The organism is Blastococcus sp. SYSU DS0669 (assembly GCF_054050895.1).
Map to the genome: position 1 here is coordinate 25,515 of NZ_JBJHAE010000024.1, position 14,811 is coordinate 40,325.

14 protein-coding genes are annotated in these 14,811 nt (G+C 75.3%); 7 read left to right on the top strand and 7 right to left on the bottom strand.

Going from position 1 to position 14,811, the window contains the following annotated elements; all coding sequences use genetic code 11:
* Positions 1–2 precede the first annotated feature (2 nt).
* Complete coding sequence (locus ACI792_RS18150) at positions 3–542, bottom strand: hypothetical protein (protein ID WP_456603829.1); 540 nt, start codon at positions 540–542, stop codon at positions 3–5.
* Between the two features lie 149 nt (positions 543–691).
* Here ACI792_RS18150 and dtd point away from each other — a divergent pair, with 149 nt between their 5' ends.
* Positions 692–1,123, top strand: coding sequence for a D-aminoacyl-tRNA deacylase (gene dtd, locus ACI792_RS18155; RefSeq protein WP_456603830.1), 432 nt, complete (start codon positions 692–694; stop codon positions 1,121–1,123).
* A gap of 279 nt (positions 1,124–1,402) precedes the next feature.
* On the top strand, positions 1,403–2,389 hold the full coding sequence (gene sigB, locus ACI792_RS18160; protein WP_456580410.1) for an RNA polymerase sigma factor SigB: 987 nt from the start codon (positions 1,403–1,405) through the stop codon (positions 2,387–2,389).
* A 185-nt stretch (positions 2,390–2,574) separates the two neighbouring features.
* Here sigB and ACI792_RS18165 read toward each other — a convergent pair whose 3' ends face one another.
* The 3 genes from ACI792_RS18165 to ACI792_RS18175 all read right to left on the bottom strand — a co-directional run bounded on the left by ACI792_RS18165 (position 2,575) and on the right by ACI792_RS18175 (position 7,210).
* On the bottom strand, positions 2,575–3,171 hold the full coding sequence (locus tag ACI792_RS18165) for a class I SAM-dependent methyltransferase (RefSeq protein WP_456603831.1): 597 nt from the start codon (positions 3,169–3,171) through the stop codon (positions 2,575–2,577).
* Between the two features lie 103 nt (positions 3,172–3,274).
* Complete coding sequence (locus tag ACI792_RS18170) at positions 3,275–5,962, bottom strand: bifunctional acetate--CoA ligase family protein/GNAT family N-acetyltransferase (RefSeq protein WP_456603832.1); 2,688 nt, start codon at positions 5,960–5,962, stop codon at positions 3,275–3,277.
* A gap of 66 nt (positions 5,963–6,028) precedes the next feature.
* Positions 6,029–7,210 carry an acetoin utilization protein AcuC gene (locus tag ACI792_RS18175; RefSeq protein ID WP_456603833.1) on the bottom strand — a complete coding sequence of 394 codons (1,182 nt, stop codon included), beginning with the start codon at positions 7,208–7,210 and terminating at the stop codon, positions 6,029–6,031.
* A 155-nt stretch (positions 7,211–7,365) separates the two neighbouring features.
* Between ACI792_RS18175 and ACI792_RS18180 the strand changes: the two genes are divergently transcribed.
* The 3 genes from ACI792_RS18180 to ACI792_RS18190 all read left to right on the top strand — a co-directional run bounded on the left by ACI792_RS18180 (position 7,366) and on the right by ACI792_RS18190 (position 10,410).
* Positions 7,366–8,091: a metal-dependent transcriptional regulator gene (locus tag ACI792_RS18180; RefSeq protein WP_456580406.1), complete on the top strand. Its 726-nt coding sequence runs from the start codon at positions 7,366–7,368 to the stop codon at positions 8,089–8,091.
* A 12-nt stretch (positions 8,092–8,103) separates the two neighbouring features.
* Complete coding sequence (locus ACI792_RS18185) at positions 8,104–8,250, top strand: hypothetical protein (RefSeq protein WP_456603834.1); 147 nt, start codon at positions 8,104–8,106, stop codon at positions 8,248–8,250.
* 69 nt (positions 8,251–8,319) lie between these two features.
* Positions 8,320–10,410, top strand: coding sequence for a S9 family peptidase (locus ACI792_RS18190; RefSeq protein WP_456603835.1), 2,091 nt, complete (start codon positions 8,320–8,322; stop codon positions 10,408–10,410).
* 14 nt (positions 10,411–10,424) lie between these two features.
* Here the strand turns inward: ACI792_RS18190 and ACI792_RS18195 are convergent, their stop codons facing one another.
* The 3 genes from ACI792_RS18195 to ACI792_RS18205 all read right to left on the bottom strand — a co-directional run bounded on the left by ACI792_RS18195 (position 10,425) and on the right by ACI792_RS18205 (position 12,695).
* A complete protein-coding gene (locus tag ACI792_RS18195) occupies positions 10,425–11,513 on the bottom strand; it encodes a DUF4192 domain-containing protein (protein WP_456603836.1) in 1,089 nt (362 codons plus the stop codon).
* Positions 11,514–11,608: 95 nt separating this feature from the next.
* Complete coding sequence (locus ACI792_RS18200) at positions 11,609–12,364, bottom strand: hypothetical protein (protein ID WP_456603837.1); 756 nt, start codon at positions 12,362–12,364, stop codon at positions 11,609–11,611.
* 37 nt (positions 12,365–12,401) lie between these two features.
* The gene (locus ACI792_RS18205; RefSeq protein ID WP_456603838.1) at positions 12,402–12,695 is read right to left on the bottom strand and encodes a Dabb family protein; all 294 of its coding nucleotides are present in this window, start codon (positions 12,693–12,695) and stop codon (positions 12,402–12,404) included.
* A 95-nt stretch (positions 12,696–12,790) separates the two neighbouring features.
* Between ACI792_RS18205 and ACI792_RS18210 the strand changes: the two genes are divergently transcribed.
* Positions 12,791–14,044: a glycosyltransferase family 4 protein gene (locus ACI792_RS18210; protein ID WP_456603839.1), complete on the top strand. Its 1,254-nt coding sequence runs from the start codon at positions 12,791–12,793 to the stop codon at positions 14,042–14,044.
* Entirely contained in the window at positions 14,038–14,802 is a 765-nt protein-coding gene (locus tag ACI792_RS18215; RefSeq protein ID WP_456603840.1) for a class I SAM-dependent methyltransferase, read from the top strand. Before ACI792_RS18210 ends, ACI792_RS18215 begins: the two co-directional genes overlap by 7 nt.
* The last annotated feature ends 9 nt before the right edge of the window (positions 14,803–14,811 follow it).

Below are 14,811 nucleotides of genomic sequence, written 5' to 3' on the forward strand. Positions count from 1 at the left end.
GGTCAGTCCCGGTCGCGCCACCCGCGTCCGCCTGGACGTGGGTCGTCGTCGGCCACCCGCTCGGTGATCCGCTCCTCCAGCTCCGCGAGGCGCTCGTCGGCCTCCTCCTGGGTGAGGTCGCCGTCCTCTACGGCCTGGGCTAGGCGCTCCTGCCCGGCCGTCACCAGCGCGTCGACGACGGTGTCGACGGCGACGCCCTGCTGCCCGGCGACGTCGGCCATCGAGGTGCCGTCCGCGGCCAGCGCCTCCCGGAGCTCGTCCTCGGTGAGGCCGAGGGCCGTCGCCGCCGTCGCCAGGTCCAGCCGGCCACCGCCCCGGTCGGAACCTCTGCCCAGCCCGCTGCCGGCCAGCGTCGCGGCCACCTCGTCGGCCTGCGCCCCGGTGAGGGAGCCGTCGTCCACCAGGCCCGCGAGGGCGTCGCGGATGCGGTCCTGCCTGGTGGTCGCGGAGTCCTCGTCGGCCAGGGCCGGGACCGCGGCCGCCAGCCCCCCGCCCAGGGCGAGCGCCCCGGCCGTCGTCGCGATGATCAGATTCTTCCGCACGTTCTCCTCCTCCGTCCGGACCGGTCCCCGTGACCGGTCCGGCAGCAGGGTCGACGCGCCACCTGTGGCGGAGCTGTGCGCCGGCCCGGCAGCCGCCTGTGACCTGACCGTCCTCGCACGGCGCCCCGGCCACCGGGGACGATGCCCCGGTGCGCGCAGTGGTGAGCCGGGTCGGTGCAGCGGCTGTAACGGTGGACGACGTCCTCGTCGGCGAGATCGGGCGGGGACTGCTGTCACTGGTCGGAGTGGGCCGCGACGACGACGCCGCCAGGGCCCGGGCGATGGCCCGCAAGATCCACGAGCTGCGCATCTTCCCCGGCCCCGATGGCGCCGTCTCCGCCTCCGACCTGGGCCTGCCGGTGCTCGTCGTGAGCCAGTTCACGCTCTACGCGGACACCCGCAAGGGCCGCCGGCCCTCGTGGCAGGACGCCGCCCCGGGGGAGCTCGCCGAGCCGCTCGTCGAGGAGGTCGTCGCCGAGCTGCGCCGCCGGGGCGCCACCGTGGCCACGGGGGTCTTCGGCGCGAGCATGCGCGTCTCGTCGGTGAACGAGGGGCCGATGACCCTGCTGCTGGAGGTCTGACGCGCCGCCTTCGTCATGGGAATGACATGTCTGGGACTCCACGGGGGCGGGTACCGGCAGGTGACCGAAGACACTCCCTGTCGGTTTGCTGTGAACGACCGGATCGCGGAACACCGGACCCCTCAGTGGCCGTTGTGCAGGGCGTACCACACCGGACAGAGAAGAGCGGGACCGGCCGGTGACCCCGGACCGTGGCCCCCGCTCCACGCCTGGAGAGCACCGCCGCCCATCGCCGCCCGGCGGGTGCATCCGAAACCAAGGCAAGGACGAAGACCCATCGTGACGCTGCTGCAGTCCTCCCCCACCGACACCCTGGACGTGCGCGCCCCCCGGCGGGAGCCCGACACCAGCGGCCTGGTCTCCACCGACCTCGTGCGCGTCTACCTCAACACCATCGGCAAGACCGCTCTGCTCACCGCGGAGCAGGAGGTGGAGCTGGCCAAGCGGATCGAGGCCGGGCTCTACGCCGAGCGGCTGCTCGCCGAGCAGGAGGGCCTCACGCCCGCCCGCAAGCGCGACTACAAGATCCTGGCCACCGACGGCAAGGCCGCCAAGGCCCACCTGCTCGAGGCGAACCTGCGGCTCGTCGTCTCGGTGGCCAAGCGCTACACCGGCCACGGCATGACGTTCCTGGACCTCATCCAGGAGGGCAACGTCGGCCTGATCCGCGCCGTCGAGAAGTTCGACTACACCAAGGGTTTCAAGTTCTCGACGTACGCGACGTGGTGGATCCGCCAGGCGATCACCCGCGCGATGGCCGACTCCGGGCGCACCATCCGGCTGCCCGTCCACCTGGCCGAGCAGGTCAACAAGGTGGTCCGCACCCGCCGGCGCATGCACCAGGAGCTCGAGCGGGAGCCCACCGCCGAGGAGCTGGGCCTGGAGCTCGACCTGCCCGAGGAGCGCATCACCGAGCTGCTCGAGTACAGCCGCGACCTGGTCAGCCTCGACCAGACCGTCGGCGCCGACGAGGAGTCCCGTCTCGGTGACTTCATCGAGGACGCCGACGCGGCCGTGGCCGAGGACGCCGTGGCCTTCCAGATGATGAAGGGCGACGTGCGCAACGTCCTCTCCACGCTGGAGGACCGCGAGCGCGACGTCGTCGTCCTGCGCTTCGGCCTGGACGGCGGGCAGCCCCGCACCCTGGAGCAGATCGGCAAGCAGTTCGGTCTCTCCCGCGAGCGGGTCCGGCAGATCGAGCGCGAGACGATGGCCAAGCTGCGCGACCCGCAGCGCGCCGACGCCCTGCGCGACTACCTCGCCTGATCCGCACGACCACCTGATCGGCGCGACCGGCCGATCGCCCCGAGGGCCCGTCACCACCCGGTGGCGGGCCCTCGTCGCGTCGGTGGCCCGCCACGATCAGGGAACCTGATCATGGAGCGTCCTCCCTCACGGCCGGCGGTGAGGGAGGACGCTGCGCGGTGAGGGAGGACGACGGAGCCCCCTGCCTACCGCATCCGGAGGCGGTACCACTGCGGCGAGGTGCGGTTCAACGGCCAGCCCAGCCCTGCGGTGTCCGCCGGCTCGACCGACAGCAGGTCCCACCCGACGAACGCGGCCTCGACCTCGGCCGGGGACACGCCCCCGACGGAGGAGCGCACCCGGGTGGGGCCGAAGGCGAGGACCAGCAGCGTTGCGCCGGCGTTCGCCAGCGCCGACACGCCCGCGCCCTCGGCCTGCCGACCGGCGGCTCCCAGACCCTGGAAGCAGCCGACGTCGAGGAAGAGGTCGAACGTCCCCGTGTCGTCGGCCCCGGGCAGGTCCGTCACGTCGCCCACCACGAAGCGGGCACCGGGGACGGCGTGACGCCGGGCCGCCTGGACCGCGCGCGGCACGGCGTCGATGCCCACCGCGTCCCAGCCCCGGCGCGCGAGCTCGTTCGTGTACAGGCCCCGCCCGCAGCCCAGGTCCAGCGCCCGTCCGGGCGGGGTGGGGCGGTCGGCCTCCTCCCGGGCCAGCAGGGCCCCGGTGCTCGCGGCGGCCGCGGTGGCGTACCGCTCCCACGGGGTGAAGCCCACGCGGTAGGCGAAGGCGTACCTGGTCATCGCCGACCTCCGGTCGCACGTCGGACCCGTCGCAGGAAGTGCAGCAGCCGCGCTCCCCGCTGACCACCACCCCGCGCGCCGTCTCGACGCGCGGCCTCCGACGTCAGACGGGTGAGCGCATGCGGCGGGGACCCGGGTCGACGCGGGCGGTCGGTGGGCCCACCACCCCGGTGCCGCCGGCGACCACCAGCGAGCGGCCGCCGTGCCACGGGTTCGCCGGCCCGACGATCACCGGCTCCAGCCTGAGCCGCAGCACCTCCGGCAGGTCGTCGGCCAGCCGGGCCACCCGCAGCAGCAGGTCCTCCAGCGCGGCGAGGTCGACCGGCTCGGAGCCCCGGTACCCGTCCAGCAACGGGAAGGCCCGCGGCGAGCGCACCAGCTCGGCGGCGTCCAGGTCGGTCAGCGGCAGGGTGCGGTAGGCGCGGTCGCCGAGCAGATCGGTGGCCACCCCCCCGAGCCCGAAGCTGACCAGCGCGCCGAACGACGGGTCGTCGACGATCTCGACCACGGTGGCCACGCCGGGAGCGGCCATCTCCTGCACGATCACCGGATCGCCGGACGGGATGGCGGCGAACGCACTGCGCACCGCCTCGGCGTCGGGGAGGTCCAGCCGCACGCCACCGAGGTCGGACCGGTGCCGCAGCCACGGCGCGGTCGACTTGAGCACGACCGGGTACCCGACCTCCTCCGCCGCCGCGACCGCGGCCTCCGCGTCGGTGACCGTGCGGGTGCCCAGCAGCGGGATGCCGTAGGCGGCCAGCAGCCCGATCAACTCGTCGTCGGTCAGCTCCCGCCCGGCCGGCGCCCCCTCCAGCGCGCCGTGGACGATCCGTTCTGCGGCGGCCTCGTCGACGTCGGGGAGTTCCGGCACCTCGCCGACCGGCCGGCGCCGCCAGCGGGCGTACTCGCAGACCTTGGCCAGCGCGATGACGGCCCGCTCCGGGGTGCTGTACGACGGGACCGATCCGCGCGCGGGCATGCCGTGCTCGTCGAGGACGGCGAGCTCCGCGGGGATCCCCTCCGTCGACAGGAAGCTCGCCACGATCGGCTTGCCCGCGCGCACCGACACCTCGCGCAACGCCGGCCCGAACTCCTGCGAGCCCGCCATCAGCGGCGGCAGGAACACCGCGACGACTGCGTCGACGCCCTCGTCGTCCACGGCGTCCTGCAGCGCCGCCCGGAACGCCTCCGCGCTGCCGGCGACGCCGATGTCCACCGGCGCGGCGTGCGCCAGCTCCATCCCCTCCTCGAGGACGGCGTCGGCGACCAGGACCCCGATCGCGGTGGAGTTCCCCACGATCGCGACCCGGCTCCCCGCCGGCAGGGGCTGGTGGGCCAGCAGCATCCCGACGTCGAACAGCTGCGCGACGGTCTCGACCCGGATGACGCCGGCCGAGGCGAACAGCGCGGCCACCGACTGCTCGGGCACGGCCACCGAGGTGCCGGCCAGGCCGGGGGCGACCCCCACGTGCCGACCGCTCTTCACCGCGACCACCGGCTTCGTGCGCCCGACGGTGCGGGCCAGCCGGGCGAACTTGCGGGGGTTGCCGAAGCTCTCGAGGTGCAGCAGCACGACCTCGGTGCCCGGGTCGGTGGCCCAGTACTGCAGCAGGTCGTTGCCGCTCACGTCGGCCCGGTTACCGGCGGAGACGAACGTCGACAGGCCGATCCCGCGGCTGCGGGCCCGCTCGAGCAGCGCCACGCCCAGGGCGCCGGACTGGGCGAAGAACCCGACGCGGCCGCGGCCGGGGACCATCGGGGCGAGGCTGGCGTTGAGCCGCACCTCGGGGTCGGTGTTGACGACGCCCAGGCAGTTCGGCCCGACGACCCGCATGCCCGACGCCCGGGCGGACGCCACCAGCTCCCGCTCGGCGGCGCGCCCCTGGGGCCCGGACTCGCCGAACCCCCCGGAGATGACGACCAGCCCGCGGACCCGCTTGCGACGGCAGGCCTCCACGACACCGGCGACCTCGTCCGCGGGCACCGCGAGGACCGCCAGGTCCAGGTCGTCGGGGATGGACTCGATGTCGGCGTAGGCGGGGACGCCGCGCACGTGCCGGGCCCCCGGGTTCACCGGGTACACCGGCCCGGCGAAGCCGTAGTCCAGCAGGTGGCGGAGCACGGCGTTGCCGATCTTCCCGTCGTCGTTGCTGGCGCCGACGACGGCGACCGACGACGGCGTCAGCAGCCGGGCGATCGACCGGGACTCGCTGCGCTGCTCGCGCTCGTAGGCGACGGCGAGCGCGTCCTCGGTCTGCTCGATGGGGAAGGTGAGGTGGACGACGCCGTCCTCGTACGAGCGCTCCGCCTTGTAACCGGCGTCGCGGAAGACCCGCACCATCTTGCTGTTCTGGGCCAGCACCTCGGCGACGAAGCGCTTGATCCCGCGCTCGCGGGCGGCGGCGGCGAGGTGCTCGAGCAGCACCGAGCCCAGCCCCCGCCCCTGGTGGGCGTCCTCGACGAGGAAGGCCACCTCGGCGTCGTCGGTGCCGGGGTAGCGGTCGTAGCGGCCGACGGCGACGATCTGGTCGCCCAGCAGCACGACGAAGGCGACCCGGGAGTCGTGGTCCACGTGGGTGAAGCGGTGGAGGTCGCGCTCGGAGAGCCGCTTCATCGGTCCGAAGAACCGGTAGTAGCGGGTCTGGTCGCTGCTGCGCTCCATGAGGCCGTTGAGGCCGTCGGCGTCCTCGGGGCAGATCGGCCGCAGGTGCACCGTGCCGCCGTCGGCCGCGACGATGTCGGCCTCCCAGCCCGGCGGCGGCGCGGGAGGGGCGGATTCTTCGGTCGTCACAGCAGCCTCCGGCCGCCCAGCAGGGTCCCGCCACGAGCTTGCGGGCGGTGGGGGGCTGGGTGGTCCTTAATCACGGGGATCGTCCGGGTCCAGGCCGAAGTAGGGGAAGCTCGCGCGACGGGTGCGCATGATCGCGCGGTCGACCCGGGACTCGGTGAAGGGGTCCCAGCGGGAGAAGCCGGTGTACCCGCCCTCGGTCATGTGTGTCGGTGGCCGGGCGCGCAGGCCGCGGCGGAGCACGTCCTCCCGCCAGGACTCCGGGATCTCGGTGGCCGGATCCAGCTTCGCGCCCCCGGCCTCGGCGATCAGGTGGGTCCACGCCCGGGGCACGCAGCGCACCAGGCCGTACCCGCCCCCGCCGAGGGCGACCCAGCGACCGTCGCAGATCTCGTGGGCCAGTTCGTGCATGGCCTTGTAGCTGGCCCGCTGCCCGTCGACGGTCAGGGCGAGATCGGCCAGCGGGTCCTCGTGGTGCGCGTCGCAGCCGCACTGGGTCACGATGATCTGCGGCTGGAAGGCCCGCAGCACGCTGGGGACGACGGCGGTGAACGCCCGGAGCCAGGACGAGTCGTCGGTGCCGTTGGGCAGGGCCAGGTTCACCGCGCTGCCCAGGGCCTTGTCGGGGTCGCCGGTCTCCTCCGGGAAGCCGGTCCCCGGGAACAGCGTGAGCGGCGTCTGGTGGATGCTCACCGTGAGCACGCGGGGGTCGTCGTAGAAGGCGGCCTGGACGCCGTCGCCGTGGTGGACGTCGAGGTCGACGTAGGCGATCCGCTCGTACCCCTGGCCCAGCAGCCAGGCGATGGCGACGGCAGCGTCGTTGAAGACGCAGAAGCCCGAGGCGTTGCCGCGCATCGCGTGGTGCAGCCCGCCGGAGATGTTCACCGCGTGCTGCGCGGCGCCGGTGTGCACCTGGCGGGCGGCGAGCACGCTGCCCCCGGTGATCAGGGCGGCGGCCTCGTACATCTCCGGGAAGATCGGGTTGTCCGCCGTCCCCAGGCCGTGGCCGACGCCGGGGTCGGCCGGCGCCCGGCGCACCGCCTCCAGGTACACCGGGTCGTGGACCAGGGTGAGCAGGTCCTCGCCGGCGGGTTCGGGCTTGAGCACCTGCAACCGGTCGGAGGCGAGCAGACCCAGCCCGTCGGCCAGGCGCATCGTGAGGTCGAGCCGGACGGGGTGCAGCGGGTGGTCGCCACCCATCGTGTATCCGAGCAGCGCGTCGTCCCAGACGACGGCGACCGAGTCGCTCATGGCACCTCCCCTGCGGCGCGCCCGGACGGGCGCGGGCGGCTCCGCCCGGACGCTACCGGGTCCGGTGCCGGCCGGTCGGTCGCCGAGTCCGCCCGCCGGGAGCCCGGCGCCGGGCGCCCGGCCCCGTAGACTGGCCGCCGACACGGAGGAGAGCTGTGAACGACCTCATCGACACCACCGAGATGTACCTCCGGACGATCTTCGAGCTGGAGGAAGAGGGCATCGTCCCGCTCCGGGCCCGCATCGCCGAGCGCCTGCACCAGAGCGGCCCCACGGTCAGCCAGACGGTCGCCCGCATGGAGCGCGACGGCCTGCTCACCGTCGAGGGCGACCGGCACCTGCAGCTCTCCGAGGAGGGTCGTCAGCTCGCGACCGCCGTCATGCGGAAGCACCGGCTCGCCGAGTGCCTGCTCGTCGACGTCATCGGCCTGGACTACGCCGACGTCCACGAGGAGGCCTGCCGCTGGGAGCACGTGATGAGCGAGGCGGTCGAGCGCCGCCTGCTGTCGCTGCTGGGCAACCCCACGGTGTCGCCCTTCGGCAACCCGATCCCCGGGCTCGAGGCGCTGCGCGGCGACGAGCCGCTGGGCGGCGAGACCTCCGCGGTCCTGGACTCGCTCACGCTGCTCTCGGGCACCGCCACCGCCGAGGGGCGCCCGGTGGTGATCCGACGGATCAGCGAGCAGTTGCAGGAGAACGCCGACCTGCTGCGCGCGCTGGCCGAGCACGGGGTGCGCCCGGGGGTCACGATGACCGCGCAGCTCGTCGAGGGCTCGGTCAGCCTCGACGGGTACGTGCTGCCGATGGGCGTGGCCCAGCACATGTTCGTCAGCGCCACCGACGAGGAGCTCACCCCGCTCGAAGCCGCTCCGCTGCTCTGAGGGGGGCCGGTCGTGGTGAGCCGGCGGGACGACGGCACAGAGGTGCTGCGCGTCCCGGCCGGTGACCCGCCCGAGGCCGGAGACGGGCTGCAGCCGGTGGCGGCCGAGCTCGCCGCGCTGGGCCCCGAGGAGCTCCCGCAGGCCTGGGACCTGCGCTGACGCCCGGCGGGGTGCCCACCGGCTCACTACGGTGGTGCGGACCCCCCCGCCGCGCGAGAGAAGGCCCCGGTGAGCACGCCCGCACCCCCACCCGACGCCCCCGCCACCGACGAGGCCACCGACCCGGCGCCCACGCCCTTCCACCGCCTTGCCGACTTCGTCGCCCTGCCGCGGATCGGTGGTCTCGCGCTCTCCCCGGACGGGACGCGCCTGGCGGTGCCGCTGCAGACGCTGGACCGCGAGGGCAAGAAGTGGCAGACGGCGCTGTGGGAGCTCGACCCGCAGGGGGTGCGCCCCGCCCGGCGGCTCACCCGGAGCGCGCCCGGTGAGTCGGCCCCGGCGTGGGCGCCGGACGGCTCGCTGCTGTTCACCTCCGCCCGGCCCGATCCCGGGGCCGACCCCGCGGCCGAGCCGAAGCCGGCGCTGTGGCGGCTCCCCGCGGACGGCGGCGAGGCGCGGCCGGTGCTCGCACGACCGGGCGGCATCGGCTCGTTCGCCGTCGCCGTCGACAGCGGCGACGTCGTCGTCGTCTCCGCGACCATGCCCGGTGGCTCGGCGCCGGACGCCGACGAGGAGCGGCGCAAGGCCCGGGCGGACGCCGGGGTCTCGGCGATCCTGCACGAGGCCTACCCGGTGCGGTACTGGGACCACGACCTCGGGCCCGCGGCGCCGCACCTCTTCTGGGCCGGGCAGCTGCCGGCCGAGGAGGAGCCGGCCGGTGGCGAACCGGTGGAGCTGCGCGACCTCACCCCGGACGCTCCGCCGCCGAACGGCTCCGGCGAGGAGATCGCCCTCTCCCCCGACGGCACCCTCCTGGCGCGCGCCGAGGAGGTGCCCGACGGACCCGCCGGGCGGCGCACCCGGCTGGTGCTGGCCGAGACCGGCTCCGGGGCGACGCGCGTGCTGGTCGACGACCCGCTGGCCGACGTCTACGGGGCCACCTTCTCGCCCGACGGCAACCGGCTCGTCTGCGTGCGGGAGGCGATGTCCTCCTACGCCGAACCACCGGACTACACCCTGCTGCTGGTCGACGTCGCCGACGGCACCGCCCGCGACCTCACCCCCGGCTTCGACCGCTGGCCCAGCGCCCCGCAGTTCTCCGCCGACGGCGGCGCCGTCTACTTCCTCGCCGACGAGGACGGCCGCCACGCGGTCTTCCGCGTGCCCCTCCACGGCGGTGAACCGCTGAGGCTGACCGGCGACGGCGCCTACAGCGACCTGCAGGTCGCCCGCGACGGGAGCGCGCTCTACGCCCTGCGCTCGGCGTACGACTCGCCGCCCGTGCCGGTGCGGCTGGACCCCGCGGCCCCGCTGCAGGAGCCCGAGCCGCTGCCCACCCCGGGGTCGGTCGACCGGCTGCCCGGGACGCTGCACGAGGTGCGCGCCACCGCCGCCGACGGGGCACGGGTGCAGTCGTGGCTGGTGCTTCCCGAGGGGGCCTCGGCCGACTCCCCCGCGCCGCTGGTGCTCTGGATCCACGGCGGGCCGCTGATGAGCTGGAACTCCTGGTCGTGGCGCTGGTGCCCGTGGGTGCTGGCGGCCCAGGGATACGCGGTGCTGCTGCCCAACCCCGCGCTCTCCCAGGGCTTCGGCCAGGAGTTCGTGCGCCGCGGTTGGGGTGAGTGGGGCGACGCTCCCTACACCGACCTGATGGCCGCCGTGGACGCGGCCGAGCAGCGGCCCGACGTCGACGGCACGCGCACGGCGGCGATGGGTGGCTCGTTCGGCGGCTACATGGCGAACTGGGTGGCCACGCAGACCGACCGGTTCCGGGCGATCGTCACCCACGCCAGCCTGTGGAACCTGGAGCAGTTCACCGGCACGACCGACGCGGCGTACTACTGGGAGAAGGAGTGGGGCGACCCGTTCACCGAGCCCCGGCGGTACGAGCAGAACTCGCCGCACCGCTACGTCGACCAGATCCGCACCCCGATGCTGGTCATCCACGGCGACAAGGACTACCGGGTGCCGATCGGCGAGGCGCTGGCGCTCTGGTACGGCCTGCAGAAGCGCGGCGTGCCGTCCAAGTTCCTCTACTTCCCCGACGAGAACCACTGGGTGCTGACACCGGGGAACAGCCGGATCTGGTACGAGACCGTGCTGGCCTTCCTCGCCGAGCACGTGCTCGGCGAGCCGTGGCGGCGGCCGGAGCTGCTCTGACCCCGGGTCGGCGGTCACGCCGGCCGTCCGCCGGAGGGTGGCTCGGCGGCCTGCTCGAGCAGGTCGCGCAGCCCCGCCGGCGGCAGGCACGCGTCCAGCGCCTGCCGCAGCAGCCGTGCCAGCGTGTGGTCCGGGTCGCTGTCCAGTGCCCGGTCGAGGGCGATCCCGGCCATCGCGCCGTCGCCGCGCAACCAGGCGCTGACCGCCAGCAGGGTGGCCGGCGCCGCGTCCAGCGGCGCCGGCACCCGCCGGGCGCACACCGTCCAGAGCACCTCCGCGGCCGCCGCGTCGGCCCCGAGCGCCAGCTGCAGGGCGCGGTCGCGCACCCGCACGTCCCGCAGCGCCCAGCCCAGCGCCGCGAGGTCGTCGTCGTCCAGCGGGCCCTCGCCGGACGGGCCGGGCCGGCAGCGCGCGACCGCCTGCCGCACCGCCGCCCACCACTCCTCGGTCAGCGCCGGCCGCCCCACCTCCCGGAGCCGGGCGGCGCGACCGGACGCGGCTCGGACGCAGGCCTCCCGCATGCCCGCGGCCGAGCCGGGCGGAGCGTCGAGCCGCTCGGCCAGGGCGGCGCGGTCGGGGGCGACCACCTGCCCCGTGCACACCGCCGCGGCTGCCAGCGCGCTGACGCCACCGGGCAGCGGGGTCCCCGCCGACGGCGCGCAACAGGGGTGCGGGCAGTCGTAGGACCACCAGCGCCCGCGCCGGACCAGCAGCACGTCGCGCGCGGCGACGCCCGCCGCGGCCAGGGCCTGCACGAGCTCGTGCACCAGCGGCCGGTGCGGCAGGACGACCAGCTCCTCCCCCGCCGGAGCCGGGTCGTCGGGCGCCTCGGAGACCACGAGGAGCAGCGCGGCCGCGGGCCGGTCGCGCCGCAGGCTGCCGACCAGCAGGCGCGCCGCCCGCGCGCCCTCCGCGGGCGAGGGCAGGTCGCCCCGGACGATGAGCCCGACCCGGCCACCCGAAGGCCCGCCCAGCCCGACGAGCACCACCGACTCGGCCGGGTGGAAGCCCAGCAGGTGCGGCAGCGCGGCGGCCACCTCACCGGGGTCGGAGAGCCGGATCTCCAGCCGGTCGGCGGGCTGCTGCGCGGTGGGGACGTCCATGGGCATCGACCCTGGGGCGCCCGGGCGCCGGCGGGCAGCACCCGGCGGAATCTGTGGACGGCGGCCGGCGCTGTGGATGCGGCGGACGGCGGGTTTCAGCCCAGCGCGTCGGCCTGGACCTCGTAGGCCTGCTCGAGCAGCTCCACGAAGGCCGCCGGATCGCCCGCCGGGGCACCGCCGAGACCGGTGTCCACCGAGAGCAGGACCAGCGCCCGGTCGTCGTCCTCCACCGCCGCGACCAGCGTCGGCACCGTCACGCGGGTCCCGTCCGGAGCGGCGATCGTGGTCGTGTAGCGCAGCAGCGCCGAGCCGTCGCCCAGCTCGGCCACCGGCAGCTCCTCGAAGGTGATCGTCGCCTCCCCCAGCTGCGGGGAGGTGAGCCGCGCCTCGGGGCACCGCTCGGCGGCGCCGGCCAGCTGCTCGACGGCGTCGCCGACCGGGCCACCGCGCACCAGCATCTGCACCGTCGTCGTCGACCCGGTCGTGGCGCTCTGCGCGGCGACGTCGTCGAAGGCGTCCAGGGCCGGCTGGGTGCCGTCGACGGCGGCCCGGCAGCTCTCCGGGGTGATGGTCACGTCGGCCCCGCTGCCGACGATGCCCGATCCCACGCGCAACTGCTCCGGCGAGAGGGCGAGCACGGTCGCGCCGGGCCCGAATGCGTCCGCGGGCAGCAGCCCCGACGCGAGGTCGGGTGCCCTCGTCGCCTGCGCGGAGGAGGCCGCCGCCGCGGACGACGCCGAGGAGGCGGCCGCGGCGGTGCGGTCCGAGGCGTCCCCGCCGCAGCCGGCCAGCAGCAGGGCCGCGGCCGGGCCGGCCACGAGGACGCCGGGCACGCGGTGCGCGGAGGTCATGCCACCGACGCTAGTCGCCGGGCCGCCGCGCCGGTGGTCAGATCCGGTGCTGGATCGCCGTCCGCGCCGCCAGGATCGGGCGCACGTGCTCGGCGATGACCGCCAGGTGCACGGGGTCCTGCGCGTAGCGGTGGAAGGCCTCGACATCGGGGAACTCGGCGATCAGCACGCTGTCGGCGTTGCCGTCGACCAGGTCGGCGTCGTCGGCGACGACCAGCGACGTCATCCCGCCGACCGTGCGCCGCAGGTCGCGCAGCGCTTCGACCGTGCGCGCCCGCCGCTCGGCGTCGGCGTCCGGGGACCAGGTGAAGAGGACGACGTGACGGATCATGCGGGAACTGTGCCAGTCGCGCCCTCCTCCGGCCGGGTGGCACCCCTACCGGCTGGTAGCCGGGCGCGGGGGCGCGGTCGTTAGAGTCCGACCCCATGGGACGGTCGTTGCGCATCGCACTGCTGTCCTACCGCAGCAAGCCGCACAGCGGCGGCCAGGGGATCTACGTCCGGGCGCTCTCCCGCGAGCTGCGCGAGCTCGGTCACCGCGTCGAGGTGCTCAGCGGCCAGCCCTACCCGGAGCTCGACGCGGGCGTGCCCCTCACCCGCGTGCCGAGCCTGGACCTCTACCGGGAGCCCGACCCCTTCCGCACCCCGCGCCCCTCGGAGATCCGCGACTGGGTGGACGTCGCCGAGTGGGCCACGATGTGCACCGCCGGATTCCCCGAGCCGATGACCTTCACCCTGCGCGCGGCGCGGCACCTCCTGCCCCGGGCCGGCGAGTTCGACGTCGTGCACGACAACCAGTCGCTGGGCTACGGCCTGCTCCGGCTGGTGCGGGCCGGCGTCCCCACCGTCGCGACCGTGCACCACCCGATCGCCATCGACCGCGACCTGGAGCTGGCCGCGGCGCCCACCCTGCGCCGCGCGCTGACCCTGCGCCGCTGGTACGCCTTCACCCGGATGCAGGCGCGGGTGGTCCGGCAGCTGGACGCCGTCACCACCGTGTCGGAGAACTCCCGCCGCGACATCGCAGCCCACATGGGCCTCGCGCCGGACCGGATGACCGTCATCCCGGTGGGCATCGACCCCGACCGGTTCACCCCACCGCCGGCCGGCCGGCCCCGCGAGACCGACTCCATCCTCGCGATCACCAGCGCCGACGTCCCGCTGAAGGGGCTCGTGCACCTGCTGGAGGCGCTGGCCAAGCTGCGCACCGAGCGGCCGGTGGTGCTCACCGTCGTCGGCAGCACCCGCCCCGGCGGCCCCGCCGAGGCGGCCCTGGACCGGCTGGGCCTGCGCGACGCGGTCCGCTTCACCGGCCCGGTGCCCGAGGAGGAGCTCGTCGGGCTCATCCAGCGGGCCACCCTGGTGGCGATCCCGTCGCTCTACGAGGGGTTCTCCCTGCCGGCCGTGGAGGCCATGGCGTGCGCGACCCCGCTCGTGACCACCGACGCCGGCGCGCTGCCCGAGGTCGTCGGCACCAAGGCGGGGCTGCGGGTCCAGGCCGGCGACGTCGGCGAGCTCACCGCCGCCCTGCAGCTGGTCCTCGACTCCCCCTCGCTCGCCGAGCAGCTGGGGCGCGCCGGCCGCCGCCGGGTCCTGGACACCTACACCTGGCGGGCCACGGCGGAGCGCACCGCCGACTGGTACGCCGAGACGCTGGACCGGAAGGGCGACCCGTGCTGACCGTCGACTACGAGCGGCTCGACCTGCGCCCGGGGATGACCGTCCTCGACCTGGGCTGCGGCGAGGGCCGGCACGCCTTCGAGGCCTACCGGCGCGGCGCCCGCGTGGTCGCCGTCGACTGGGGGCAGCAGGAGGTCGAGACGACGAAGCGGTGGCTGGGCGCGATCGCCGAGGCGGGCGAGGCCCCGGGAGGTGCGCGCTTCGAGGTGGTGCGGGGTGACCTGCTGCACCTGCCCTTCCCCGACGCCAGCGTCGACCGGGTCATGGCCTCGGAGGTGCTCGAGCACATCCCCGACGACGCCACGGCGATGGCCGAGATCGTCCGCGTGCTCAAGCCGGGCGGCCGGGTCGCGGTGACCGTGCCGCGCTACGGCCCCGAGCGGGTCTGCTGGGCGCTGTCGGACGCCTACCACGCCAACGAGGGCGGGCACATCCGCATCTACCGCGGCGACGTGCTGCGGGCGCGGCTGACCGCCGCCGGCCTGGTGCCCGGGGCGAGCCACCACGCGCACGCCCTGCACGCCCCGTACTGGTGGCTCAAGTGCGCCGTCGGCGTCGACAACGACTCCGCTGTCGTGCGGGCCTACCACCGGCTGCTGGTCTGGGACCTCACGAGGCGCCCGTGGATCACGCGGACGGCCGAGCGCCTGCTGGACCCCCTCGTGGGCAAGAGCTTCGTCGTCTACGCCGACAAGCCCGCCGGGGTCACGCCCGCCGCCGCCGGGCTGGAGCGGGAGCGGTCCGCTGCCGCCCGCTGACCGGCGCCG

Coding starts and splice junctions, on each gene's coding strand:
- ACI792_RS18200 (WP_456603837.1), bottom strand. CDS start 12,364: ATGACCTCCGCGCACCGCGTGCCCGGCGTCCTCGTGGCCGGCCCGGCC.
- ACI792_RS18195 (WP_456603836.1), bottom strand. CDS start 11,513: ATGGACGTCCCCACCGCGCAGCAGCCCGCCGACCGGCTGGAGATCCGG.
- ACI792_RS18205 (WP_456603838.1), bottom strand. CDS start 12,695: ATGATCCGTCACGTCGTCCTCTTCACCTGGTCCCCGGACGCCGACGCC.
- ACI792_RS18210 (WP_456603839.1), top strand. CDS start 12,791: ATGGGACGGTCGTTGCGCATCGCACTGCTGTCCTACCGCAGCAAGCCG.
- ACI792_RS18165 (WP_456603831.1), bottom strand. CDS start 3,171: ATGACCAGGTACGCCTTCGCCTACCGCGTGGGCTTCACCCCGTGGGAG.
- ACI792_RS18175 (WP_456603833.1), bottom strand. CDS start 7,210: ATGAGCGACTCGGTCGCCGTCGTCTGGGACGACGCGCTGCTCGGATAC.